Genomic DNA, 22,425 nt, shown 5'->3' with positions numbered 1-22,425 from the left:
GGAATCGCATCATGAACAACCACATTCAGACCGCCATCAGCGAACAGGGCATTGAAGCCTACCTGCACGCCCAGCAGCACAAGAGCCTGCTGCGTTTTCTCACCTGCGGCAGCGTGGACGACGGCAAGAGCACCCTCATCGGCCGCCTGCTGCACGACTCCCAGCAGATCTATGAAGATCAGCTCAAAGCGCTGGAGTCCGACAGCCAGAAGCTCGGCACCACCGGCGAGAAGCTGGACCTGGCCCTGCTGGTGGACGGCCTGCAGGCGGAGCGCGAGCAGGGCATCACCATCGACGTGGCCTACCGCTATTTCTCCACCGCCAAGCGCAAATTCATCATCTCGGACACCCCGGGCCATGAGCAGTACACCCGCAACATGGCCACCGGCGCCTCCACCTGCGATCTGGCCATCATCCTGATCGACGCCCGCAAGGGGGTGCTGGATCAGACCCGTCGCCACAGCTTTATCGCGAGCCTGCTCGGCATCAAGCAGTTCGTGGTGGCGGTCAACAAGATGGATCTGGTGGAGTTCAGCCAGGAGGTGTTCGAGCGCATCAGCTTGGAGTACCGCGAGTTTGCCAAGAAGCTCAGCGTCGACACCATCCATATCGTGCCGGTCTCGGCGCTGGACGGTGACAACGTGGTCAACCCAAGCGACAAGCTGGCCTGGTATCAGGGCGAGACCCTGCTCTCCTTGCTGGAGAGCGCGGAAGTGGAGCGCGAGCTGGAGCGTCACCCGGTGCGCCTGCCGGTGCAGTACGTCAACCGCCCCAACCTCGATTTTCGCGGCTTCGCGGGCACGCTGGCCTCTGGCATCCTGCGGGTGGGCGACAAGCTGGCGGTGCTGCCGTCCGGCAAAGAGAGCACTGTGACTCGCATCGTCACCTTCGACGGCGATCTTGACTACGCCCTGCCGGGTCAGGCCATCACGGTCACCTTCGCCGATGAAATCGACATCAGCCGGGGCGACCTGCTGGTGGACGCGGCGAAAAAGCCCCAGGTGACCCAGAACGTGCTGGCCCACATCGTCTGGATGGGGGAGGAGTCCCTGCAACCGGGCCGGGTCTATGACGTCAAGCTGGCGACCAAGAAGAGCCGTGGTCAGGTGGAGGCCATCCGCCACCGCATCGAGATCAACAAGCTCGACGAGCTGCCGGCCTCCGAGCTCAAGCTCAACGAGATCGGCCTGTGCGAATTCAGCCTGACCGACCCGGTGGCATTCGACCCCTACCAGGAGATCCGCGATACCGGCAGCTTCATCCTGATCGATCGGCTGAGCAACGTCACCGTCGGCGCCGGCATGATAGTGGAGGGCTTGGCCGCGACAGTGGCAACAGGGCACTACAGCGAGTTCGAAGTGGAGCTCAACGCCCTGGTGCGCAAGCACTTCCCCCACTGGCAGGCGCTGACCATCAGCAACGACGCAAGCAAGGAATAAGCCCATGACCTGGCAACAATCCCTGGTGCTGGGTCTGCTGGCTGCCCTCGTCGTCCTGCTGATCCAGGGCAAACTCCGGCCGGCGCTGCTCTTCTCGGGCGCCGTGCTCATCACCTATCTGAGCGGCCTGGCGGACATCAACGCCGTGGTGGCGGGCTATACCAACAGCGCCCTGCTGACCCTGGTGCTGTTGCTGCTGGTCTCGCTCGCGGTGGAGAAGACCCGGGTCATGAGCTGGTTCGCCAACCTGGTGGGCACCGGCTCGTTCAACAAGGTGCTGGTCAAGGTGTGGTTCTCCACAGCCTTCCTGTCGGCGTTCGTCAACAACACCGCCGTGGTGGCGTCCATGCTGGGGGCGGTCAAGCGCAACCCCAACCATGCGCCCTCCCGGCTGCTCTTGCCCATGTGCTTCGCGGCGACCTTTGGCGGTGTGCTGACCCTGATCGGCACCTCCACCAACCTCATCGTCAACAGCTTCCTCATCAAGATGGGGGCCAAGCCGCTCGGCATGTTCGACTTCTTCATGGTGGGGGCGGGGACCCTGCTGACCGGCCTTATCGCCGTGCTGCTGTTTGCCCGCCACCTGCCGGAGCAGGACACCGAGATGAGCCGGGAATCCGGCTATTTTCTCGAGGCCAAGGTGGGCCCCGGCTCGCCCATGGCCGGGCGCAGCGTCAAGGAGAACGGCCTGCGCAGCCTGAAAAGCCTCTATCTTGCCGAGATCATCCGGGGCAACCAGGTGATCTGCCCGGTGCAGCCGGAACACGAGCTGCACGAGGGGGACATGCTGCTGTTCTGCGGCGACGTGGAGAGCGTCGGCGTGTTGCAGGAGCTCAAAGGGCTGGATCTCTACGGCCAGCACCGCCTCAACGGCCAGCACCTGGTGGAGGTGATCGTCAGCCACAGCTCGCGCCTGGTGGGGCAGACCATCAAGGATGCGGAGTTTCGCACCCACTTCGATGCGGTGGTGCTGGCGGTGCGCCGGGGCGAGACCCAGCTCACCGGCGGCCTCGGCCAGATTGAGCTGCACGCAGGGGACACCTTGCTGCTGGCCCCCGGCCCCAAGTTTGCGGGCAACAAGTCCCTCTCCCGGGAGTTCGTGGTGGTGAGCGGGCTGGAGGCCTCCACCCGGCTCGATGCCACACGCAGCGCCGCCGTGGTGGCGGGGTTCCTCGGGGTGCTGACCCTGTCTGTGCTCGATCTGGTGCCGCTCTTCAAGGGGCTGCTGGTGATGCTGGTGGCGCTGCTGTTTTCACGCATCCTGACCCTGGACGAGATCCGCCGCCGTTTTCCCCTGGATATCTGGCTGGTGGTGGGCGGGGCGCTCGCCATCGCCGATCAGCTGGAGAAGAGCGGCCTGGCCAAGCTCATCGCCGACTGGCTGATGGGGGAGTTCAACGGGGCCAGTCCCTTTATCGCCTTCGTGGGGATCTATCTGTTTACCCTGGTGCTGACGGAGCTGATGAGCAACAACGCGGCGGCGGCGCTGGCCTTCCCCATGGGATTCCAGCTGGCGCTCAGCATGGACGTCTCCACCATGCCGTTCATTCTGGCGGTGCTGTTCGGGGCGAGCTCCAGCTTTATCCTGCCCTACGGCTACCAGACCAACCTGATGGTCTATGCGGCGGGCAACTACAAGATGCCGGATTATCTCAAGCTGGCCCTGCCTGTCTCCCTGGCCTACAGCATCGGGGTGATCGTCATGGTGCCCCTGCTGTTTCCGTTTTAAGGTCTGATACCGGGGGATGTGTTAGGGCTGCTTATGTTAACGCAGCTTTTATCAAGGCTGCTTATGATGCAGGGGAGTGCCAGGGCACTGGCATCCAGGCGTGAGCGCCAATCAGGGGGTTGCATACGCAATATCAGGGCATCAGCACCTTGCCGCCTCATGGTGCGAGGCGGCTCCCTGCGGTAACGGACAGTTTTCAGTATTGCGGCGTGAGCGCCAATCAAGGAGTGTTGGATGAGCAATGCCATGGCATCAGCACGTTGTCGGCTGATAGTCCGAGGCGGCTCCCCGCGGTGCCGGACAGTTTAAGTTTTGAGGCGTGAGCGCCAATCAAGGAGTGTTGGATGAGCAATATCGTGTGGCATGCCCATGCCGTCGACAAACAGAGCCGGGCCGAGCAGAAGGGGCAAAAGCCCCTGGTGATCTGGTTCACCGGGCTCTCCGGGGCGGGCAAGTCCACCCTGGCGGGGGCACTGGAGCAGGCGCTGGCCGCCTCGGGCAAGCACACCTATCTGCTGGATGGGGACAATGTGCGCCACGGCCTGTGCGGCGATCTCGGCTTCGATGACGCCGCCCGCCAGGAGAATATCCGCCGGGTCGGCGAAGTGGCAAAACTGATGGTGGATGCGGGACTTATCGTCCTCACCGCCTTTATCTCGCCGTTCCGTGCCGAGCGACAACTGGTGCGCAATCTCGTGGGTGAAGGGGAGTTCGTCGAGGTGTTTGTGGATGCACCCCTTAGCGTGTGTGAAGAGCGTGACCCCAAGGGGCTCTACAAGAAGGCGCGGGCGGGGGAGATCCGTAACTTCACCGGTATCGACTCCGCCTACGAGGCCCCCGAGCAGCCGGAAATCCATCTGCTGAATGCTGGTAAACCGGTGGATGCGCTGGTAGACGATCTGCTGACCGCCCTGCGGCAGGGGAACTACCTGTAGTGGTTGAGTGGCGCCGTCTTACACAGGAAGCCGGATCGTTATTCCGGCAATCGGGTAATCACCCGGGCAGCAAGCCGTAAGCAGCAAATAGGGCGCAGATGGGGGTCGCAAGGGGAAAGCGACCCTCTTTTTGTCTGAGCGTGTCATGGAATCGGTAGCACATCTGGCAAGCGACCTGTGGCCGATAAGTGGGCCGCAACAAGCATTTGTGTGCTGGCGGCAGCCACTATAAGCAAAAGTTGGGTCTTTATCGTAAAACCCATAACTCCAGCTTATAGTGGCACCGGTGAGCCAAGAGCCATCTCAAGGTAGCCAATATCAACCCCGCAAGGGGATTTCCCAATCCCTGCTTGTATGGAGATGGTATTCACCTGACAGTTGCCCACAAAAGGGAGTGGTCATACGGCTTCAAACCGGATAACAAAACGGTACCCCTACCGTGTTATCTGGAGTCACCGTATGACCACCAACGAGAAAGTAGCACGTCGTAAACTTAGCTTGCTAGAGCTCGCCAAAGAGCTCAATAACGTCAGCAAAGCCTGCAAGCTCATCGGCTACAGCCGTCAGCAGTTCTACGAAATTCGCCGTAACTACCAGACCTATGGCGCCGAGGGATTGCTCGACAAATTGCCCGGGTGTAAAGGGGCTCATCCCAATCGGGTCGCTCCTGAGATTGAACAGGCCATCCTCGATTACTCCCTCACCAGACCCACTCATGGCCCGCTGCGGGTCGCCCAAGAACTGGCTCTGCAAGGCATCAATGTCAGTGCGGGTGGTGTGCGTGGCGTGTGGCAACGTCACGACTTGCTCTCCAAACACGACCGCTTGTTGCGCCTCGAGAAAACCCACCGGGAGCAGACCATTGAGCTCAATGACGAGCAGATCCGCCTGTTAGAACGCTTCAGCCCCGAGTTTCGCGAACGCCAGATTGAGGTCCACTACACCGGAGAACTGGTGGCGGTTGACACCTTCTTCGTCGGCGCGCTCAAGGGGGTTGGCAAGGTGTATCTGCAAACCGTGCTGGACTGCTACAGTCGCCATGCCTGGGGACGGCTCTACACCAGCAAGCTGCCGGTGACCTCGGTTCATGTGCTCAATGAAACGGTACTGCCGTTCTTCGAAGCCCATGAGGCTCGGGTCTATACCATCCTGTCAGATAACGGGCGCGAGTTCTGTGGGCGCCCAGACCATCATCCCTACGAGCTGTTTCTGCAACTGGAGGGAATTGAACACCGGACAACCAAGGTACGCAGGCCGCAGAGCAACGGTTTTATCGAGCGACTGCATCGCACACTGCTGGATGAACACTTCCGTATCAAGGGGAGAACGACCTGGTATGAGTCGGTAGAACAGATGCAGACAGACCTGGATAGCTACCTGGAACACTACAACACCCAGCGGCCACATCAGGGCAGGATGATGGAGGGTCAGACCCCCTACAGCATGTTCAAGAAGGGTCTGAAATTGATACCGAAGGAAGTGCGCACTAAAGTAGCGTAAACAAGACACCGGTTTGAGGCCGGTGTCAGGTGATAACTAGATCTGTACACCCTGCTGATGCCGTGGCGTGGGTATTTGCGATTGTCCTAATACGCTGCGCTATTCGAACCTACATACAGTGGCAGCGTGGTTTAATCGACAGATATCGATGTTATCTTTATTTGCAACTATTTTATTGCTAGCGTTCCTCCATTCAATTCTAAGTATTTTACTTAGGCATCTCTATTTTGAATCTACCGATAGCTTGCTTTGTTATTTTAAGTTTTTTAGCAAGTATTGTAGCCGAGGGGTTTGTTCGAGTTTGAACCAATATTCCATGCCTTCTAAGACCAGTGACCTCACGATCATATGTATCTCTATCATTTGTGTTCATCGCTTTATAAATGTCTTGCGGGCTGATTTCATCTTTTTTTATTCCCAAAATGACAATGCGCTTCTGGTTTGCAGTTAGTTCGAACTTGTTGAATATATTTAGATAGCTTTCTTCTTTTGCAGAATATATTGATTTGTTTTTAAATGTTATGGAGAAGTAATTTTCCGCATTGTTTAGAATTGGAGACTCCATCTCCTGAGATTCTAGTAATGAGAAAATTCGGCGCATGCCTTCACCGAGCTCTCGGACAAAGCTATTTTCACGAAGAATTTTAGATATTAGAGAGTTTCTTGATTCGTGGGCACCTTTTAGTGCACGAAGATCATCAATACTTATTGTCGAGAGTAGTCTCCCGGGGCTAGAAACTTCTAAACGGTTATTAAATATAAATATGTCTATACCGTTTTGAATTGAGTAATCTCTATGAGTAATTGCATTTATTAATGCTTCTCTTATTGCTTCTTCAGGATAAATGTATTTTTGTTCAAACTTTGCTTCCATTCCAAATTCTGTCTTGTATGCGAGAAATGGTCTTAATTTATTCCAAGAGTTTGTGATTAAACTAAATATATTTCCTGTTATGATCTCATCATTGACAACATTGTAATCTTTTCCTGTTTTGAGATTGTCCCCTTCTACTTGTACTATTCTCACTTGACATCTTGGGGCCCACTTGGAAATGTCTTTAGCAAAAAGCAGAATGGCAGCATTTTTTAGCCTAAGGTCATTTAAACCAAACTCAGCCAAGCCTGTCTGTTGCAGATAATATTCTACACTCAAGCCAACTAAATATGAAGATGAAATACTTTGAATTAGAGTTTGATCAAGGTCTGAAACAGTAGCCCCGTCAACAAAAGCACGATCAAAACTTCTTGATAATATTTCCTGTCTTTCGAACTGTATTCGTTTGAAAGATACCGGTACAGTTTGCTTATCTTTACGAACAACACAGCGACCATCAGATAGTTGATATATTTCATCCGTCCCTTTAGAAACTGAAAATAATAAAACAGTGCATTCGTTTAAATCACGAATTATTGTCTCAATCTCAATGGGAAGAATACTGTCAGTATGTATGTAATCTTTGTATGCTGATAACATACTCTGAATTTCAGATTCCGTAAATGGAAGGCCAGTTACAGTTCCGTCGTCCTCGACACCAATAATTATACTTCCTCCATCTGCATTGGAGAATGCAACTAAGGCTTCTGCTATATATCTATTGAGATCCTTAATTGAACCTGGCTTTTTATTATCTAAAGGTCCTTGGTAGGCAGATTTAAATTCTCTGAAATGCGACTCTCCAAGCGAAAGGAGATTCTTGGTTCTTTCTTTTAGTGCTAATATATTCATGGTTTAGATGGCTCCATTAATTTAATTTGGTTTGGTTTGGTTTGGTTTGGTTTGGTTTGGTTTGGTTTGGTTTGGTTTGGTTTGTTTTGTTTTGTTTTGTTTTGTTTTGTTTTGTTTTGTATTGTTTTGTATTGTTTTGTATTGTATATTTCAATATTGTAATCTCAATAATAATAAAGCTAGGTGGCTGCTGTTTATGATAATATGTCGTATATAGATTATCTGTTGAGTTATAGGGCTGTCACCAATCTGAATTTAGCATAGCGTACAGTTATAATTATGATGAATAAATGACTAGTAAGTACCAATTTAAATTACACATTCTTGTTTTAACAGCCCCAAAGGACAGTTTTTATAAATATGGTCTACATGAATAATGATAAGCGTTGCAGAATTTTAGTCAGAGTTGCTTAACTTAAATTTGTCTTTAACCATGAATTCATATCGCTCACAACCTCATTGCGCTGATTTTCCCCATCACTGTCCTTGAATCCATGATCCAGTGCTTCGTAACGCCGATACTCGATATTGTTCTTCCCGAGTTCTTTAAGGCGCTGCACCAACTCATCTGTTTTTTGCGGTGATACCGAAGTATCCATTCCCCCCTGCACGATCAGTAAAGGAGACTTTACTTTTTTAAGGGTATCAAGCTGATCGATGGAGAGCATCTGCTGCCACCAATGATAACCATGCCCGCTGACGTCAAGCTCAAAGGGTTCGTTGTTAAGAACATGCTCGGCAAACCCTTTGAAATCGTCGATCTCTTTTCTCGCCTCTTCGGGGTTTTTATGCTTTACCGCGATGCTGTGTGAGACGTCATCGATAAACCAGCGGCCACCACCATTAAAGGCGATGGTGGCATCGATATAGTCAACATCTGCGGTCACCAGGTTGGCGATAACGGCCCCTTCACTGCCACCCAAGAGGATAAATCTCTTGTATTGCCCATCTTTTCGAACGGTATCGAGCACAGCCTTGATATCTGCTACCCGCTGGGCAGGGCTGTCCTTTTCAAGGTATTGAGCAGGGCAGTCTTTGCGTGCCGGGTCGCTACTGTATTTTAACTTGCGATTGATGCCGTACTTTTCGATTAGCAAAACATCAGCTTCTGGCCAGACATTTTCATACTCGGTGAGTATGGACTCTATTTTCAAGACACTATTGCAATCAGAGCCTTGCAGGATCAACAGCAGTGTATCTGCGCCATGGGCATGTTGGACAAGATAATAGGAGATAGGCGAGCCATCATCCCTGCTCGCTGTGCGAGTCATGATCTCCTGAGAGTTCACCGAACTCGTCAAAAAGAGAAAACCAAAAAACATTAATAGAACTTTCATGTTGAATATGATGGTTGTGTTTTTTTAATGATTGATACTAAGAAGAATGTGGCAATCACATGCTATCAATCTTATCGGTTTATCTATTTTGGAATATTGAATTATTTAAATTTCATAGGCTAAACCTTGCTTGTTTCTGAGCACTAGCTGATAGGCGTGATCTCGCAATAAAAACATCATCAACTCAATATCCTTAAGTTGGGATAATTTGATAGGATGGGCTTCCCATCGAGGTGGGGGGTGACCGGCATCGTTACAATGAGCAAGATATATTCGTTGTTTGCTCCGATACAGGGCGAAAAAGCTCATGTCACATTGCTTAGCTATATATAAATAAGGCTCAAAAGAAAGTTCATACAAATTCATTTCATCATATTCAGTTGAGCTTATATAACGAGACATCTCGTAATATGAATCAGGTAAGCTCGCGTCTTGGCTTATTGAATTAAATAACTTGATAACTTCTTGAATATGAGAAAGCTTTATTATTGGTTTTCTTTTCAAACTTTTACCTCTTTGGTCGTGATCTTCCCAACATTCAGGCAAGGCTACCGCCCCTGAATTTCAGCCTCCAGCCTGCTGCGCTTTCCCTGTGGCTCCGGTCTGGTTCATGGCTGACTCCGACAAGAGGTGATCCCGATTGCCATGTTACCGAACGGAGCTGGTTAGGGAAGAGGGGTCGGGCGATTTCTCGGGTAAGATCAATAAATTGGGGGGGGCAGCGGGGCCTGCGGCAGGTTGGATAAGAGGGATCTCAAGGCCGACGCTTTCCCGCTTCCCGCTTCCCGCTCAACGCCCAACATTCACGGTGTATGGATGGGGGAGTGAGCAAGGCCATTGCCCTGCCGAGGGCCATGCGGTGCAGTCGAGAGGGTCGGCGTGGCACGGGCGAGCAGGTGGTTGGGACGGGGTGAAAGACCCGCGGGTTCAGTCGACGACTCGAATTTGAAACCCGCTCAGACGCCCATGCACCACCCAAAAGAGGGGCCCGCTGCCGGTGACGGCAGGGGCCCGTTTTTATTGTTAGCGCACGGTCTTTGGGTCTGGTTTGCTCCGTGAAGGCTTAGCGGGCCAGCAAGGGTTGGCCGCTGGTCAGGGCGGTGCTGGTTGGCCGGGTGGCGGGATGCTGCTGGAACTGGCGTACCAGCCGCTCTAGGTCCCCGAGTTGCTTCACGAGCGCAATGATGCCCTGCACGGCGTGGCGGCTGCCCTGGCTGGAGTCGTCGGCCAGACGCTTGATGTCCAGCACGCTGTGGTGGATGTCCTGGGTGACCAGGGACTGCTCCTGCACCGCCTGGGCTATCTGGTTGCTGCCTGCGGTCACCTGCAACAGGCGTTCGCTTATCTGTTGCAGGATATCGCCGGTGGCGGCGGCCTTGAGGCGGCAACTGGCGGAGAGCTGCTCCCCTTGCGCCATGGCCTGCTGGGCATCGTCGGCGCTGGCCTGCAAGAGGCTTATCATCTGCTGGATCTCGCCGGTGGAGGATTGGGTCTTGATGGCCAGGGTGCGGATTTCGTCCGCCACCACCGAGAAGCCGCGACCGGACTCGCCCGCCCGGGCCGCCTCGATGGCCGCATTGAGGGCCAGCAGGTTGGTCTGGTTGGCGATGTTGTTGATGACGTCCAGGATGCCGTCGATGGCGCGGCACTGGCTGGCCAGCGCCTCTATCACGGCGCGGGAGGTGAGCAGCTCGCCGTGAACCCCTTCCACCGCCGCCACGGTATCGAGCACGCTGCGATTGCCCTCCCGAAACAGCACGGCGGTGTTGTCCAGGCTGTCCGAGGAGGCGCTCGAGCTGTGGGAGACTTCGCGAATGGACGCCGTCATCTCGGTGATGGCGGTCGCGACCTGGTTGGTCTGGGCCTGCTGTTGCTGCAGGTTGCCGGTGATGGACTCGGCATTGTTCAGATCCGTCTGCGCCGCCTGCACGATCTGCTGGCAGGTCTGCTGGGTGCGGGCCAGCACCGCATTGAACTCGGCCTGGTTCATCTTCATGGCGAGCTCGACGGCAGCCAGGCGATCGACCCGCCCGGTATACAGCAGTTGCATCAAGGGGTTGTCGAAACGGTGGCGGGCCAGGGTCTCCAGCCGGGCGAGGCGCCGGGAGAGGGTCTGGCAGATGACGAGCGCAACCACCAGAGGCAGGGCGCCGATGAGCAGAGGCCAGCCCGGGCCGTGCTGATAGCCGAGGGTGACCAGGCTGGCCAGCAGCGCCATCAGGCAGAGGTGGATCCCCAGGGTGTGGCAGCAGGGGGGCAGGCGCAGGGCCCGGGGGGTCTTGCCGCGGCGCATTTCTTCATAGACCCGCTCCGCACGCTGCTTGATCGCGTCGTCCGGCGCCGTGCGCACCGACTGGTACTCCACCACCTTGCCGCTTGCGTCCTGAATGGGGGTGACGAAGGCGTTGACCCAGTAGTGATCCCCGTTCTTGCAGCGGTTCTTGACCGGGCCCATCCAGCTTTTGCCTTCCCGCAGATGGCGCCACATGTCGGCAAACGCCTGGGGCGGCATGTCGGGGTGGCGGACCAGGTTGTGGGGTGCCCCTTGCAGCTCCTCCAGGGTGAAGCCGGCTATCTGGCAGAACTCGTCGTTGGCATAGGTGATGCGGCTCTCCAGATCCGTGGTGGAAATCAGGTTCTGGTGCGACGGGTAGAGGCGCTCACGCTGGGTAACGGGTTGATTGACTCTCATGGTACTTCCTGCCTGACAGAGGAAAGAGAGTCTGGTTGCAATTCGTACACCAGAGTGCCCAAAACCGCTTAAATTGCGCTCTATATGTCTCTTTTGTGCTCAAAACCCGTAGTGGGGGGAACATGGCCCGGGCTCGCGTCCGCCCCTGCCGTCAGGATTCGCTTTTTGGGAGCCGTTTTGGCAATGGCAGGGCGGGTTTCGCAATTTGGCAAGGCGGGGCCGGGGCCTCCGCCAGCCTCAGGCGGGCAGATCCGGCTCGCTGACCGGGGCCGGCATCTGGGTCTCTATCTGCAGGTGGGTGGAGAGCAGGGTCTTCAGATCCTGCAGGTACTCCTCCAGGGGGGGCTCGTCCAGCAGCAGGGCAAGCTCGTTGCCGATGGGGGTGAGCCGGTAATAGAGCAGGGTGAGGTTGCTCTGGCGTTGGCGCAGACGCCAGCGCTGGTTGCCAAAGGCCAGCTCGACCCCGTCGGCGGGCAGGGGACCGGATTCGAGCTCGCCACGGTGCAGCAGCCCGAGATCGCACAGCAGCAGCAGGGCGCTGTAGGGCACCCGGTATTTGCCGAGCCCCATCCGGGTGACCTTGGCGCGACTGAGCAGGCTGGCCCCCTTGTGCATGCCCAGCAGCAGACGCTGCTCGTCGCTGCCCTCGTAGTGGCAGGAGAGGGCGCAGATGCGCTGGAACAGCTGGGCTTCGCGCTGGGTCATCTCCTTGAGGGTGTTGAGGGCACGGATGGAGAAGCGGCCCGGGGTGGCGACTTCCAGGGCGAAGATGCGGCCCCACAACTGCTGCATGGGGGTCATGCTGATGTCTTCGGCCAGTTGCAGGAAGCGGGTAAGCCAGTCGCTGTCTATCTCGCCGCCGGCGGCGGTCTCTTCGCAGTGGCGCGCGGCCATCACCATGATGGATTCCAGATTGCGCTGGCGGGTAGCCTGCTCCGCCAACTGGCGAAAGGTGGCGCGCTGCTCGAAGGTGCTGTCGCTGTTGCGGGTGAGCATGCCATCGATGCCGCGGCTGCGGGCCAGGCGCAGGGTCTGCTCCTGGCTGCTCAGGATGGAACTCTCTTTCTTGGGGGGCAGGTCAGCCATGCTGGCTCCGTGATGGCAAGGTCTGGTAGTGAATGTTACTCCAACCAGATCCATGAACAATCCCTTTGCCGGGGTCGTCACGGGATAAAAAATGGCCTCCCGGGGGAGGCCATCAGGGGCTCACTCTTCGTAGACGCTGACCTCGACCGCGTCCATGGAGTAGGAAGCGGTGGCCATCTCGTGGCTGGAGCTGACGGTGTGCATCTTGCCCTTGACCCAGATGGCGTCCCAGAGGTCATCCACCGGCGCCCCCTTGGGGTAGCTCACGTAGATCACCTGGTTGGTGGGCGGGGGCGGCACGTGAATGCAGGCGCCAAAGTAGGGGACCAGCAGGAAGGCGGTGATGGTCTTGGCATCCCCTTCCAGGGGCACCACGAACCCGGGGATCCGCACCTCCTGATTGTCCAGCTTCTTGTTGACGCCCCCCACCGGCTGCGGCACCGAGGAGAAGTCGCCATCATGGCTGACCTGGGGCGGTGGCAGCAGTTTTTCCCCCTCCGGGATGAGGATATCCCAGTCGATGGTCTTGTAATCTGCAGCCATGGCAGGCAGCACCAGCAGGCTGGCCAGCAGCGCCACTATTTTCCACTTCATCATCTGTTCTTCTCTCTTGGTCGGATGCGTCGGGTCAGACGCGAATGCTCATGCCGTCGCTCAGGCTGTAGCGGTAAGCGCGGGCGGCAGGCAGCAGCCCGATCACCATGCCCGCCAGCCAGACCAGGCCCAGCAGTTGCCACTCATAGGCGCTCGGCAGACCCAGGCTCATTTGCAGGCCATAGTGGCTGAGCAGCCAGGGGCTAGCAAGCCCCTGACCGAGATAGAGCGCGGCCACCCCGAGGGCGATGCCCGCCGTGGTGAGTGCCATCGCCTCCAGCGCCAGCAGCAGGAAGAGGTGGGCAGGGCCCGCCCCCAGGGAGCGCAGAATGGCGAGCTCGCGGCGCCGCTCGTTGAGGCCGGCGAGCAGGGTGGTCAGCATGCCGATGAGGCCCGCCACCACCACGAAGCCCGCGATCACCGACAGGGCGGTCTCCGCCACGCTCATCAGCCCCCAGAGCTCCTGGAGGGCGGCTCCCGGCAGGATGGCCATCAGGGGCTCCCTGGGATAGGTGTTGACGCTGCGCTGCAACTGGAACGCCAGGATCCGGTTGCTCAGCCCCACCATGAAGGCGGTGATGGTCTTGGGGGTGAGATCCAGCGCCATCGCCTGTTCCGGGGTCACGTTCTTGCTGTGACGACCTGTGTCCCAGCCCAGATGGATCGCCTCTATGCCCGCCAGCGGCACATGAATGGTGCGATCGATGGGGGTGCCGGTGGGGGCCAGGATCCCCACCACCTTGAACGGCATGTTGTCGTGCTGGCTGAACGAGGTGTTGCCGGCGCCATGGGCGATGACGATGGATTGATCCAGGTGATAGCCGAGCTTTTCGGCCACCTGGGCACCCAGCACCGCTTCAAACGGTGTTTCGAAGGGGCGACCTTCGCGCAGGACGAGCGCCTGCTGCTGGCCGTACTTCAGGTGGGTGAAGTAGTCCCCGTTGGTGCCGAGCACGCGAAACCCCTTGTGGGAGTCGCCAAGGGAGAGGGGGATGGTCCAGGCGACGCCTGGCTTTGTCTTGATGGCCTGGTAGGAGTCCCAGCCCACGTTGTTGGTGGGGTTGCCGATGCGAAACACCGAATAGAGCAGCAGGTTCACCTGGCCGGAGCGGGCGCCGACGATGAGATCGGTACCCGAGACGGTGTTGGCGAAGCTGTCCCGTGCCTGACTGCGCACCCGCTCCACCCCGAGCAGCAGGGTGACGCTGATGGCGACGGCCAGCAGGGTGAGCCCGGCGGTGAGGCGACGGGCCCAGAGACTTTGCAGGGCGAGTTTCAGCATGAAAGCCTCCGCAGTGAAGGGGAGATGGCTGGACGGGCTGCGAGATGATGGCGTGTGGTCATGCCGCCCTCCGGTTGAGCTGTTGCAGGTTCTCCACCCGGGGGAAGAGGGGCTCCAGATAGGGATCGTGACTGACGAAGACCAGGGTAGATCCCTGCTTGTCGCACTCCTCGAACAGCAGCCGGATGAAGGCGGCCCGGTTGTCGGTGTCCAGGGCCGAGGTGGGCTCGTCGGCGATCACCAGAGGAGGGGAGCCTATCAGGGCGCGGGCGGCGGCAACCCGCTGCTGCTGGCCGATGCTGAGGGCGTGGACGGGGCGATGGAGCGCCTCATCCGGCAGTTGCAGTTCTGCCAGCAGGCGGCGCGCCTCCTGCTCGGGGCTCCCTGTCAGGCGGGCCCGCTTGGCGGGTGAAAAGGTGAGGGCAGCGGTGACGTTGTCCTGCACCGAGAGAAACGGCAGCAGATTGAACTGCTGGAAGATGTACCCCAGATTGGCCGCCCGGAACTGGTCACGGGCGCGGCCGGAAAGCCGGGCCAGGGGCTGGCCCAGCACCTCCAGGGTGCCGTGGTTGGCGGTCTGGATACCGGCCAGCAACCCGAGCAGGGTGGACTTGCCACAACCCGATGGGCCCTTGATGAAGACGCGCTCACCCTCGTGGATGCGAAGGGCGGGCAGATCGAGGACGGCTTCGTGACCCGGCCAGGCAAAGGCCAGATCACGGATCTCAACCACGGCATGTTTCATGGTGTTACCAGCCCAGTTTGTTGGCGGACGGAGTCAGTTCGGCGGCGGTCTGGCCGGTGGGCAGTATGCCCTGCACGCTCAGCTTCTCCAGGCTCGGGTAGAGGCTGAACAGGGTGGCCTCGAGACCGGTGAGCTTGGCCGGGGTAGCGCAGGTGTAGGTGTACATGGCTCCCATGTCCGCATGGCCCGCGTCGTCGTGATGGTGTTCATCGTGAGCGCCATCAGCCTTGTCGTGCTCGTGCTCGTGCTCGTGCTCGTGCTCGTGCTCATGGTCATGATCTTCCTTGGCGGCCTGCAGCTCCTGCTGGGTCAGCTTGCAGCCGGCGGCCGGGTCGAAACGGAAGAGGGCGTCGGGCTGCTGGAGGCGGGCCACCGCCTTGGCATACTGCGCTTTCTCCTCATCGGTGTTGGCGGCATGTTCGAAGCCCACCAGATCGGCGGCAGGGGCCTGCAACTCGATCATCAGCTGGTTGCCGTCGAGTACCAGGTTGAGGTGGCCGTGACCGTGCTCATGGGCACCGTGGCTGTGGCTTTCGTGTTCGTCGTGATTGGCCTGGGCGCCGAAGGCGGCAGCGGCCAGCAACAGGGTGACTGCTTTCATCGTTAATCCTTTTGAATAAATAGAGAAAAGATTGGTTCAAAAAAAGAAACAATGAAGGGGCGGTGGGGCGCGGATACGGCGATGTCCCGTGGTGCCGGTGGCCGCCCTCGGTTGGGGAGTGCCGATATACCGGTCGATGCCAGAGGAGAGGGGAGGGAGTACGGGGGTCGGCGTCAGTGCCAGCTTGCCATCCAGATGCAGGACGCAGAGGGTGCAGGCATGACCGTGATCGGGCAGGGCAGCTTCAAGAGGGTGCTGTGCCAGCACCGGTTGCATCCACAACCAGCCCAGCAGCAACACCCAGATTGTCAGTGTGGAACGACCCATAGACCCTTGTGGAAAGGGCGCCATCAGCGCCCTTCTCTCTGATTCAGAGATGGGACTGGATGAGCCCCATCACCTTGGTTATCTCGGCGGCATCGAGCTGGCCATCTTTGGCAAACAGCACCTTGCCCTCTTTATCCAGCAGTATGATGGCCGAACTTTCCGGGGTAAGCGCCCAGGCGTTGCGGGCCATCCCCTTGGCATCCAGCACCATGGCGGACCAGGGGAACTCTTTCTTGCTGTCCTCGGCACTGCTCTTCACGAAACCGGACGTGCCCCAGATGGCGTCATTGCTGTTGATGATGGTGACGGTCTGGTACTTGTCGTGGGGCAGCTTGGCCGCCTTGATCGCCTCGATCATGGGGGCATTGAGCTCCTTGGCGCTGGAGCGACCCGCAATGTGCTGGATCAGGAAGACCTTGCCGGTCAGGACCTTGCTCTGCCAGGGCTGATAGCTGATCTCCTTCTCCTTGAGCACCAGCTCCCCCTTGTCGCTGATGTTGACCAGCGGCACCTGGGTTGATTCCTTGATGTTGTGGGCCATGACCAGGGTTGGCAGCAGCGCCAGAGTAAGCACGAGATGTTTCATCCGGATGACACTCCTTTGTGATGTTATAACGATTTTTGGGTCGAGGGAATGGGACCCTGAACATCCTAAACTGATCGGATCTGTTTAAAAAGTGTTAAATAATGCAGGGTGCGACGGTGATCTTGTCAACATGGGCGCCATCCCCCCAATGACGGCGGCAAGGATGGCATGTCATCCATCAAAAGCAAGTGATGGTCAGAAGAGGCTAGTAGAGCGGTTCGCTGATCAAGGGAATCTGGGCCATCGTCATCTGCTGGGCCAGCAGGGGAGAACCGGTGAGCAGCACGTGGCGCTGATTGCCGATCACCAGGGTGTCTCCCTCAAGGCCGCTGTCGGCCGTGATGGCGAGCCAGGCCGGTGAGACGCTGCCGATGCTGATGTTCGGATAGATGATGCTGAGACTGTACTGGGGCGCCAGCTCCGCCAGCAGACTGGCCATGAGCAGCGCCTTCTCGTCGCTGTCGGCCTTGTTGTCCTGCAGGGCCTGCAAGGGCGGAGCGAAGTGGTCCATCTGCTCGGGCGGGGTGGGGATGCCGCTCAGCCACTCCTGCAGCAGGATGACGCTGGTGGCGAGATCCTTGGCCGAAAACTGCTGTGCCAGGGGTTTGAGGTCTCCCTTGAACTGATAGAACAGCTGGGAGTAGTTGGGGCGCACACAGGGCAGCTTCTGATTGGCCGGGTGAACGCAGGGTTGGACCCGCATCTCGTAGAAGGCGTCCTCCTGATATTGCCGGTAGGCCTGCCAGAACTGGGCGGATTCGAGGCTGCTGTCGTGCAGGGTAAAGGCCTGTTCCAGGTTGCGGAACTTGGTGGCCGTCTCCGGGCTGTGCTGGTTGATCTGGTTGATGCTGTTGTAGAGGCGTGGACTGATGTAGGAGTAGAGTGTTTCCAGCGGGAAGTTGAGGGCGGTGTCGAGCTGTGTCATCTCGTGACGGCTGGCTGAAAAGGTGCGCTCATCCGCCGTCAATTGCAGGTGCTTTTGCTGACCATCCGCAGATTGCCACTGCCAGCTCAGGTTGATCTCGTTGGCCTGCGCCATGGTGCCGAAGAGCAGACTGCACAGAAAGCCTTGTGCCAGTTTCATGATGCGCCTCCGCCTGGGTTGATAATAAACAACTAGGTGAGTGACCGGCATTTGGATTGGTCTGGTGACAGATATATTGGTAATTATCTGATCTGACTTTAAATTTAATTCAGGAAATAAGTCATGGGGGAAATCATCATGAAGCTTGTTTCACGGTTTCTGCTGATATTGGTGGCCACGCCGGCGCTGGCGGGGCAGGTCATCGTCAATCAGGGATTGTCCAGCGCGGATACCTTCGCCCTGCGGGATCAGCTGGCCCGGGAGCATGAATGGCAGGAGTGGCTGCGCTTCCAGCAGGCCATCAAGTGGCTGGAGGTGCTGCCGGTCAACTGCGATCTGGTGGGAGGTGCCGGTCAGGAATATCGCTGCGGTGATGACTATTACCGCCCCTATCGGCAAAACGGGCGCGACCTCTATATCCAGGGGGATCCCCCCGGAGCGTCCCCGCAACGACCAATAAAAAAGGCGCCATAAGGCGCCTTTTTTGCGAGGAGTACGCTTATTTTGCAGCGTAACGCTCGGCAGAGGTCTTGATTTCGGCTTCGGCAGCGGCCTTGTCGCCCCAACCTTCCACCTTGACCCACTTGCCCGCTTCCAGCTCTTTGTAGCGCTCGAAGAAGTGCTGGATCTGGGCTTTCAGCAGCTCGGGCAGATCGTTCACATCCTGGATGTGATCGTACTGCTTGGTCAGCTTGGAGTGGGGAACGGCCACGATCTTGGCGTCTTCGCCTGATTCGTCGGTCATCTTCAGCACGCCGACCGGGCGGCAGCGGATGACGGAGCCGGCCAGCAGCGGGTAGGGAGTCGGAACCAGCACGTCGACCGGATCCCCGTCCAGGGACAGGGTGGCGTTCACGTAACCGTAGTTGCACGGGTAGAACATCGGGGTGGACATGAAACGGTCAACGAAGATGGCGCCGCTGTCCTTGTCGACTTCGTATTTGATCGGGTCGGCGTTCTGCGGGATTTCGATGATGACGTAGATGTCGTCAGGCAGGCTCTTGCCGGCCGGTACCAGGTTCAGGCTCATGACGTTTCCTTTGAGTGTTGGAGTCAAGTTTGCAGGCCGACATTATAGCGATGTCCCGTCAAATGACCATATTTCAAGGGCCGGGTGGCGTGCTGGAGGGTGGCTTTTACCCGCGCTTGCCCGATTTCTGTCGTCTGCGGGCGCGGATGCCTTCGCTCCCCATGGGCGCGGCTTGTGCCACCGGGTCAACAGACCCTAGAATGCGCACTCCCTTTACTGGAAAAGGCAGCGGTATGCACATTCACATTCTCGGGATCTGCGGCACCTTCATGGGTGGTCTGGCGGTGTTGGCAAAACAGCTTGGCTATCGGGTGACCGGCTCCGACGCCAACGTCTATCCCCCCATGAGCACCCAGCTCGAGCAACAGGGCATCGAATTGACCGAAGGCTACGACCCCTCCCAGCTCGATCCGGCGCCTGATCTGGTGGTGATCGGCAATGCCATGAGCCGTGGCAACCCCTGTGTGGAATATGTGCTGGACCGCAATCTGCCCTATATCTCCGGCCCCCAGTGGCTGCTGGAGCACGTGCTGAAAGATCGCTGGGTGCTGGCCGTCGCGGGCACCCATGGCAAGACCACCACCGCCAGCATGTTGGCCTGGGTGCTGGAGTATGCCAAGCTGGAACCCGGTTTCCTCATCGGCGGCGTGCCGGGCAACTTCCCGGTTTCCGCCCGTCTCGGCTCGGCTCCCTTCTTTGTGATTGAAGCGGACGAATATGACTGCGCCTTCTTCGACAAGCGATCCAAGTTTGTCCACTACCACCCGCGCACGCTGGTGATGAACAACCTGGAGTTCGACCACGCGGACATCTTCCCGGATCTCGCCGCCATCCAGCGCCAGTTCCACCACCTGATGCGCACCGTGCCGAGCAACGGCCGGGTGCTCTTCCCCAAAGGCGATGACAACCTTACCGCCGTGCGCGAGATGGGTTGCTGGAGCGAAGTGGAGCTGGTGGGCCAGGACGACGCCAAGTGGAAGGCGGTGAAGCTGGCCGATGACGGCTCCGCCTTCGAGGTGTGGCTGGATGGTGAAAAACAGGGAGAGGTGCACTGGGAGTGCATCGGAGAGCACAACGTCAACAACGGTCTGATGGCCATCGCCGCTGCCCGCCATGCCGGTGTCATGGTGGAGCACGGGATCAACGCCCTCTGCCAGTTCAAGTCCCCCAAGCGGCGCATGGAGCTGAAAGGAGAAGTGGCCGGCATCAGCGTCTATGACGACTTCGCCCACCACCCCACCGCCATCGAGACCACCCTGGGCGGCCTGCGCGCCAAGGTGGGCAAGGCCCGCATCCTGGCGGTGCTGGAGCCCCGCTCCAACACCATGAAGCTCGGGGTTCACAAGGAGGAGCTGGCCGGTTGCTTCGACGGTGCCGACGAGGTGTTCTTCTTCCAGCCCCCTAACATCGGCTGGGAGCTGGGGGAGGTGACGGCCCACATGACCCGGCCTGCCCGGGTATTCGAGGGCCTTGATGCCCTGATTGGCGCCCTGGTGGCCGAGAGCCGCCCAGGGGATCATATTCTGATCATGAGCAACGGCGGGTTCGGCGGCATTCACGACAAGCTGATCGCCCGCCTCAAGGAGCTGCAGAGCGCATCATGAACAAGGCCATCACCCTGGCGCTGACCGGCGCCTCCGGCGCTCCCTATGCCCTGCGCCTGCTGGAATGCCTGGTGCAGGCGGACTATCGGGTCTTCCTGCTCGCCTCCTCGGCGGCCAGGGTTGTGCTCAAGACCGAGCAGCAGCAGGATTGGCCGGGCTCCCCCAGGGAGCTGTCGGCGTACCTCTGTCGCCAATATGGTGCCAAAGAGGGTCAGATCGTCGCCTGCGGCAAGGAGGAGTGGTTCTCGCCGGTGGCTTCCGGCTCGGCGGCCCCCAAACAGATGGTGGTCTGCCCCTGCTCCATGGGTACCGTCTCGGCCATTGCCAACGGCACCTCGGACAACCTGCTGGAGCGTGCGGCGGACGTGGTGATCAAGGAGCGGGGCCAGCTGATTCTGGTGCCCCGGGAGAGCCCCTTCTCGGCGATCCATCTGGAGAACATGCTCAAGCTTGCCCGTCTTGGCGTGACCATCATGCCGGCGGCGCCAGGGTTCTACCATGAACCCAAAAGCATCGAGGATCTGGTGGACTTCATGGTCGCCCGCATCCTCGACCACCTGGGTGTCGAGCATGAGTTGACCAGTCGCTGGGGTTATGCAAACCACTGATACGGCGGGGAGCGGACAAAAAAGCAGCGCCGGGCTGTAAAGCCCGGCGCCGCGTTGTCAACATCTGCACGAGTCAGCTGGCCTGGATGGGGGCCGTCACGTACTTGAACAGGAAATCCGTCACCTCTTCCCGGCTCGGACGCTGCGGCTGATTGATCATCTGCATCATCACATAGCCAAAACCGGTCAGGGAGCGGGCCAGATCCTGCGCCGACAGCACGCTCTGGATCTCGCCGTTGTCGATGGCCCGTTGCAGGTGGGGGGCAATGCGCTCCAGCGCCTTGTCCAGCAGCCGGGTGTAGCGAGGCCACACTTCTTCCCGCACCGAGGAGCTCCACTCCAGCCAGATGCTGGCGTGATCGGGCTTGTCATAGGCGGCGTCAACGAACAGCTTCACGTGGCGGTGAATGCTCTCCCTGGCGGAGCCCTGACCGTTGTAGGCCTGTTCGAGGATCTGCTGTACGAAGGCTTCGATTTCTGTCAGCACTTCGTCGACCAGATCTTCACGAGTATTGAAATAGTTAAAAACGGTCGCAACCGAGACCTTTGCCTGTTCGGCTATCTCGGCATGCCCCGCACGGCCGATGCCGCGACGGGAAAATACCTCGACGGCACACTCCATCAATTGATCACGGCGAGCCTCCGGCGAAAGCCGGGTTCGACGTCTTATTTCTGCGCGTGGTTCCATAGTTTTTTCATCTAATAGTTATTGATTATGGTGTTTATAGTATTGTCACCGATAATGCCCGAAGGCTTGCTAACTCTATCAATTAAAATAAGCCGATAAAAGCATCACGTATGCCTGACGCCCACTGGTTGGAGTGGTAGAATCCTCGGTTTTGACGTTAATGAACGGCCAATAACCCTTTGGTCATTATTGGAGTATGTGATGAAACACATTGTCGAGGTGATGATCCCCGAGGCCGAGGTTGCAGCCCGGATCGCCACGCTGGGTGAAGAGATTACCGCCCGTTACCAGGGCTCCGAGGAAGTGGTCATGATAGGCCTGCTGCGCGGCTCCTGCGTCTTCCTGGCGGATCTCTGCCGTCAGTGCCAGTTGCCCATCACCCTGGACTTTATGACTGCCTCCAGCTATGGCTCCGGTATGCACAGCACCCGTGACGTGCGCATCCTCAAGGATCTGGATGACGACATCAAAGGCAAGGACGTGGTGATCGTGGAGGACATCATCGACACCGGTTACACCCTCAACAAGGTGCGCGAGATCCTCTCCCTGCGCGAGCCGAAATCCCTGGCCATCTGCACCCTGCTGGACAAACCGTCCCGCCGCGAGGTTCAGGTGCCGGTGGACTGGCTTGGCTTCTCCATCCCGGACGAGTTCGTGGTGGGCTGTGGCATTGACTACGCCCAGAAGTACCGTAACCTGCCTTTCATCGGCAAGGTGGTACCGAAAGAGTAAGCCGGGTCCGAAGTAGCAAGGCAGGCTGGCCGGCCCGCCATCGACTGTCTTCAGGCGGCGTCACAGCCGCCTTTTCTGTCTCGAGATGGGCTCATCCATC

At 58.1% G+C, this 22,425-nt stretch carries 22 protein-coding genes; 8 read left to right on the top strand and 14 right to left on the bottom strand.

Going from position 1 to position 22,425, the window contains the following annotated elements; translation table 11 throughout:
- Positions 1–11: 11 nt before the first annotated feature.
- The 4 genes from cysN (at position 12) to C2U47_RS05690 (ending at position 5,603) form a co-directional block, all read left to right on the top strand.
- Complete coding sequence (gene cysN / locus C2U47_RS05705; RefSeq protein WP_043155925.1) at positions 12–1,439, top strand: sulfate adenylyltransferase subunit CysN; 1,428 nt, start codon at positions 12–14, stop codon at positions 1,437–1,439.
- Positions 1,440–1,443: 4 nt separating this feature from the next.
- A complete protein-coding gene (locus tag C2U47_RS05700) occupies positions 1,444–3,168 on the top strand; it encodes an SLC13 family permease (RefSeq protein ID WP_043155924.1) in 1,725 nt (574 codons plus the stop codon).
- Between the two features lie 344 nt (positions 3,169–3,512).
- The gene (cysC, locus tag C2U47_RS05695) at positions 3,513–4,103 is read left to right on the top strand and encodes an adenylyl-sulfate kinase (RefSeq protein WP_043155923.1); all 591 of its coding nucleotides are present in this window, start codon (positions 3,513–3,515) and stop codon (positions 4,101–4,103) included.
- 459 nt (positions 4,104–4,562) lie between these two features.
- A complete protein-coding gene (locus C2U47_RS05690) occupies positions 4,563–5,603 on the top strand; it encodes an IS481-like element ISAs19 family transposase (RefSeq protein ID WP_042864152.1) in 1,041 nt (346 codons plus the stop codon).
- Between the two features lie 208 nt (positions 5,604–5,811).
- Here the strand turns inward: C2U47_RS05690 and C2U47_RS05685 are convergent, their stop codons facing one another.
- The 12 genes from C2U47_RS05685 to C2U47_RS05625 all read right to left on the bottom strand — a co-directional run bounded on the left by C2U47_RS05685 (position 5,812) and on the right by C2U47_RS05625 (position 17,663).
- The gene (locus tag C2U47_RS05685) at positions 5,812–7,329 is read right to left on the bottom strand and encodes an ATP-binding protein (protein WP_080988552.1); all 1,518 of its coding nucleotides are present in this window, start codon (positions 7,327–7,329) and stop codon (positions 5,812–5,814) included.
- Between the two features lie 410 nt (positions 7,330–7,739).
- Positions 7,740–8,666, bottom strand: coding sequence for an alpha/beta hydrolase family protein (locus C2U47_RS05675; protein ID WP_049635996.1), 927 nt, complete (start codon positions 8,664–8,666; stop codon positions 7,740–7,742).
- Between the two features lie 105 nt (positions 8,667–8,771).
- Positions 8,772–9,170 carry a hypothetical protein gene (locus C2U47_RS05670; protein WP_102948891.1) on the bottom strand — a complete coding sequence of 133 codons (399 nt, stop codon included), beginning with the start codon at positions 9,168–9,170 and terminating at the stop codon, positions 8,772–8,774.
- Positions 9,171–9,729: 559 nt separating this feature from the next.
- Entirely contained in the window at positions 9,730–11,358 is a 1,629-nt protein-coding gene (locus C2U47_RS05665; RefSeq protein ID WP_043155761.1) for a methyl-accepting chemotaxis protein, read from the bottom strand.
- Between the two features lie 237 nt (positions 11,359–11,595).
- Positions 11,596–12,444, bottom strand: coding sequence for a TIGR03899 family protein (locus tag C2U47_RS05660; protein ID WP_042016317.1), 849 nt, complete (start codon positions 12,442–12,444; stop codon positions 11,596–11,598).
- Between the two features lie 120 nt (positions 12,445–12,564).
- Positions 12,565–13,041: a DUF3299 domain-containing protein gene (locus C2U47_RS05655; RefSeq protein ID WP_010675589.1), complete on the bottom strand. Its 477-nt coding sequence runs from the start codon at positions 13,039–13,041 to the stop codon at positions 12,565–12,567.
- Positions 13,042–13,072: 31 nt separating this feature from the next.
- Positions 13,073–14,320 carry an ABC transporter permease gene (locus C2U47_RS05650; protein ID WP_043155759.1) on the bottom strand — a complete coding sequence of 416 codons (1,248 nt, stop codon included), beginning with the start codon at positions 14,318–14,320 and terminating at the stop codon, positions 13,073–13,075.
- A 58-nt stretch (positions 14,321–14,378) separates the two neighbouring features.
- Positions 14,379–15,065, bottom strand: a complete 687-nt coding sequence (locus C2U47_RS05645; protein ID WP_039040841.1) for an ABC transporter ATP-binding protein — start codon at positions 15,063–15,065, stop codon at positions 14,379–14,381.
- A 4-nt stretch (positions 15,066–15,069) separates the two neighbouring features.
- Complete coding sequence (locus C2U47_RS05640) at positions 15,070–15,666, bottom strand: DUF2796 domain-containing protein (RefSeq protein WP_048208350.1); 597 nt, start codon at positions 15,664–15,666, stop codon at positions 15,070–15,072.
- A 36-nt stretch (positions 15,667–15,702) separates the two neighbouring features.
- Positions 15,703–15,993 carry a hypothetical protein gene (locus tag C2U47_RS05635; RefSeq protein WP_080988551.1) on the bottom strand — a complete coding sequence of 97 codons (291 nt, stop codon included), beginning with the start codon at positions 15,991–15,993 and terminating at the stop codon, positions 15,703–15,705.
- Between the two features lie 43 nt (positions 15,994–16,036).
- Complete coding sequence (locus C2U47_RS05630; protein WP_010675585.1) at positions 16,037–16,579, bottom strand: YtfJ family protein; 543 nt, start codon at positions 16,577–16,579, stop codon at positions 16,037–16,039.
- Positions 16,580–16,784: 205 nt separating this feature from the next.
- Complete coding sequence (locus C2U47_RS05625) at positions 16,785–17,663, bottom strand: hypothetical protein (protein ID WP_042880471.1); 879 nt, start codon at positions 17,661–17,663, stop codon at positions 16,785–16,787.
- A 123-nt stretch (positions 17,664–17,786) separates the two neighbouring features.
- Between C2U47_RS05625 and C2U47_RS05620 the strand changes: the two genes are divergently transcribed.
- A complete protein-coding gene (locus tag C2U47_RS05620) occupies positions 17,787–18,137 on the top strand; it encodes a hypothetical protein (protein WP_010675583.1) in 351 nt (116 codons plus the stop codon).
- A gap of 25 nt (positions 18,138–18,162) precedes the next feature.
- Here the strand turns inward: C2U47_RS05620 and ppa are convergent, their stop codons facing one another.
- Positions 18,163–18,693: an inorganic diphosphatase gene (gene ppa / locus C2U47_RS05615; protein WP_005335667.1), complete on the bottom strand. Its 531-nt coding sequence runs from the start codon at positions 18,691–18,693 to the stop codon at positions 18,163–18,165.
- A gap of 233 nt (positions 18,694–18,926) precedes the next feature.
- Here ppa and mpl point away from each other — a divergent pair, with 233 nt between their 5' ends.
- The gene (gene mpl / locus C2U47_RS05610) at positions 18,927–20,297 is read left to right on the top strand and encodes a UDP-N-acetylmuramate:L-alanyl-gamma-D-glutamyl-meso-diaminopimelate ligase (RefSeq protein ID WP_049635995.1); all 1,371 of its coding nucleotides are present in this window, start codon (positions 18,927–18,929) and stop codon (positions 20,295–20,297) included.
- Positions 20,294–20,905 carry a flavin prenyltransferase UbiX gene (locus C2U47_RS05605; protein WP_042016310.1) on the top strand — a complete coding sequence of 204 codons (612 nt, stop codon included), beginning with the start codon at positions 20,294–20,296 and terminating at the stop codon, positions 20,903–20,905. The genes mpl and C2U47_RS05605 overlap by 4 nt, the downstream gene beginning before the upstream one ends.
- Positions 20,906–20,978: 73 nt before the next feature.
- Here the strand turns inward: C2U47_RS05605 and C2U47_RS05600 are convergent, their stop codons facing one another.
- Positions 20,979–21,593, bottom strand: a complete 615-nt coding sequence (locus C2U47_RS05600) for a TetR/AcrR family transcriptional regulator (protein WP_029314803.1) — start codon at positions 21,591–21,593, stop codon at positions 20,979–20,981.
- A 201-nt stretch (positions 21,594–21,794) separates the two neighbouring features.
- Between C2U47_RS05600 and hpt the strand changes: the two genes are divergently transcribed.
- Entirely contained in the window at positions 21,795–22,325 is a 531-nt protein-coding gene (gene hpt / locus C2U47_RS05595; RefSeq protein ID WP_049635994.1) for a hypoxanthine phosphoribosyltransferase, read from the top strand.
- Positions 22,326–22,425: the final 100 nt, after the last annotated feature.

The sequence above is a fragment of the Aeromonas sp. ASNIH7 genome, from assembly GCF_002903485.1.
Taxonomy (GTDB): domain Bacteria; phylum Pseudomonadota; class Gammaproteobacteria; order Enterobacterales; family Aeromonadaceae; genus Aeromonas; species Aeromonas caviae.
This window is presented reverse-complemented; position numbering and strand designations above follow the sequence as displayed.

Bases quoted from the DNA above. Each gene is read 5' to 3' on its own strand.
- cysN (WP_043155925.1), top strand. From the start codon at position 12: ATGAACAACCACATTCAGACCGCCATCAGCGAACAGGGCATTGAAGCC.
- C2U47_RS05700 (WP_043155924.1), top strand. From the start codon at position 1,444: ATGACCTGGCAACAATCCCTGGTGCTGGGTCTGCTGGCTGCCCTCGTC.
- cysC (WP_043155923.1), top strand. From the start codon at position 3,513: ATGAGCAATATCGTGTGGCATGCCCATGCCGTCGACAAACAGAGCCGG.
- C2U47_RS05690 (WP_042864152.1), top strand. From the start codon at position 4,563: ATGACCACCAACGAGAAAGTAGCACGTCGTAAACTTAGCTTGCTAGAG.
- C2U47_RS05685 (WP_080988552.1), bottom strand. From the start codon at position 7,329: ATGAATATATTAGCACTAAAAGAAAGAACCAAGAATCTCCTTTCGCTT.
- C2U47_RS05675 (WP_049635996.1), bottom strand. From the start codon at position 8,666: ATGAAAGTTCTATTAATGTTTTTTGGTTTTCTCTTTTTGACGAGTTCG.
- C2U47_RS05665 (WP_043155761.1), bottom strand. From the start codon at position 11,358: ATGAGAGTCAATCAACCCGTTACCCAGCGTGAGCGCCTCTACCCGTCG.
- C2U47_RS05660 (WP_042016317.1), bottom strand. From the start codon at position 12,444: ATGGCTGACCTGCCCCCCAAGAAAGAGAGTTCCATCCTGAGCAGCCAG.
- C2U47_RS05655 (WP_010675589.1), bottom strand. From the start codon at position 13,041: ATGATGAAGTGGAAAATAGTGGCGCTGCTGGCCAGCCTGCTGGTGCTG.
- C2U47_RS05650 (WP_043155759.1), bottom strand. From the start codon at position 14,320: ATGCTGAAACTCGCCCTGCAAAGTCTCTGGGCCCGTCGCCTCACCGCC.
- C2U47_RS05645 (WP_039040841.1), bottom strand. From the start codon at position 15,065: ATGAAACATGCCGTGGTTGAGATCCGTGATCTGGCCTTTGCCTGGCCG.
- C2U47_RS05640 (WP_048208350.1), bottom strand. From the start codon at position 15,666: ATGAAAGCAGTCACCCTGTTGCTGGCCGCTGCCGCCTTCGGCGCCCAG.
- C2U47_RS05635 (WP_080988551.1), bottom strand. From the start codon at position 15,993: ATGGGTCGTTCCACACTGACAATCTGGGTGTTGCTGCTGGGCTGGTTG.
- C2U47_RS05630 (WP_010675585.1), bottom strand. From the start codon at position 16,579: ATGAAACATCTCGTGCTTACTCTGGCGCTGCTGCCAACCCTGGTCATG.
- C2U47_RS05625 (WP_042880471.1), bottom strand. From the start codon at position 17,663: ATGAAACTGGCACAAGGCTTTCTGTGCAGTCTGCTCTTCGGCACCATG.
- C2U47_RS05620 (WP_010675583.1), top strand. From the start codon at position 17,787: ATGGGGGAAATCATCATGAAGCTTGTTTCACGGTTTCTGCTGATATTG.
- ppa (WP_005335667.1), bottom strand. From the start codon at position 18,693: ATGAGCCTGAACCTGGTACCGGCCGGCAAGAGCCTGCCTGACGACATC.
- mpl (WP_049635995.1), top strand. From the start codon at position 18,927: ATGCACATTCACATTCTCGGGATCTGCGGCACCTTCATGGGTGGTCTG.
- C2U47_RS05605 (WP_042016310.1), top strand. From the start codon at position 20,294: ATGAACAAGGCCATCACCCTGGCGCTGACCGGCGCCTCCGGCGCTCCC.
- C2U47_RS05600 (WP_029314803.1), bottom strand. From the start codon at position 21,593: ATGGAACCACGCGCAGAAATAAGACGTCGAACCCGGCTTTCGCCGGAG.
- hpt (WP_049635994.1), top strand. From the start codon at position 21,795: ATGAAACACATTGTCGAGGTGATGATCCCCGAGGCCGAGGTTGCAGCC.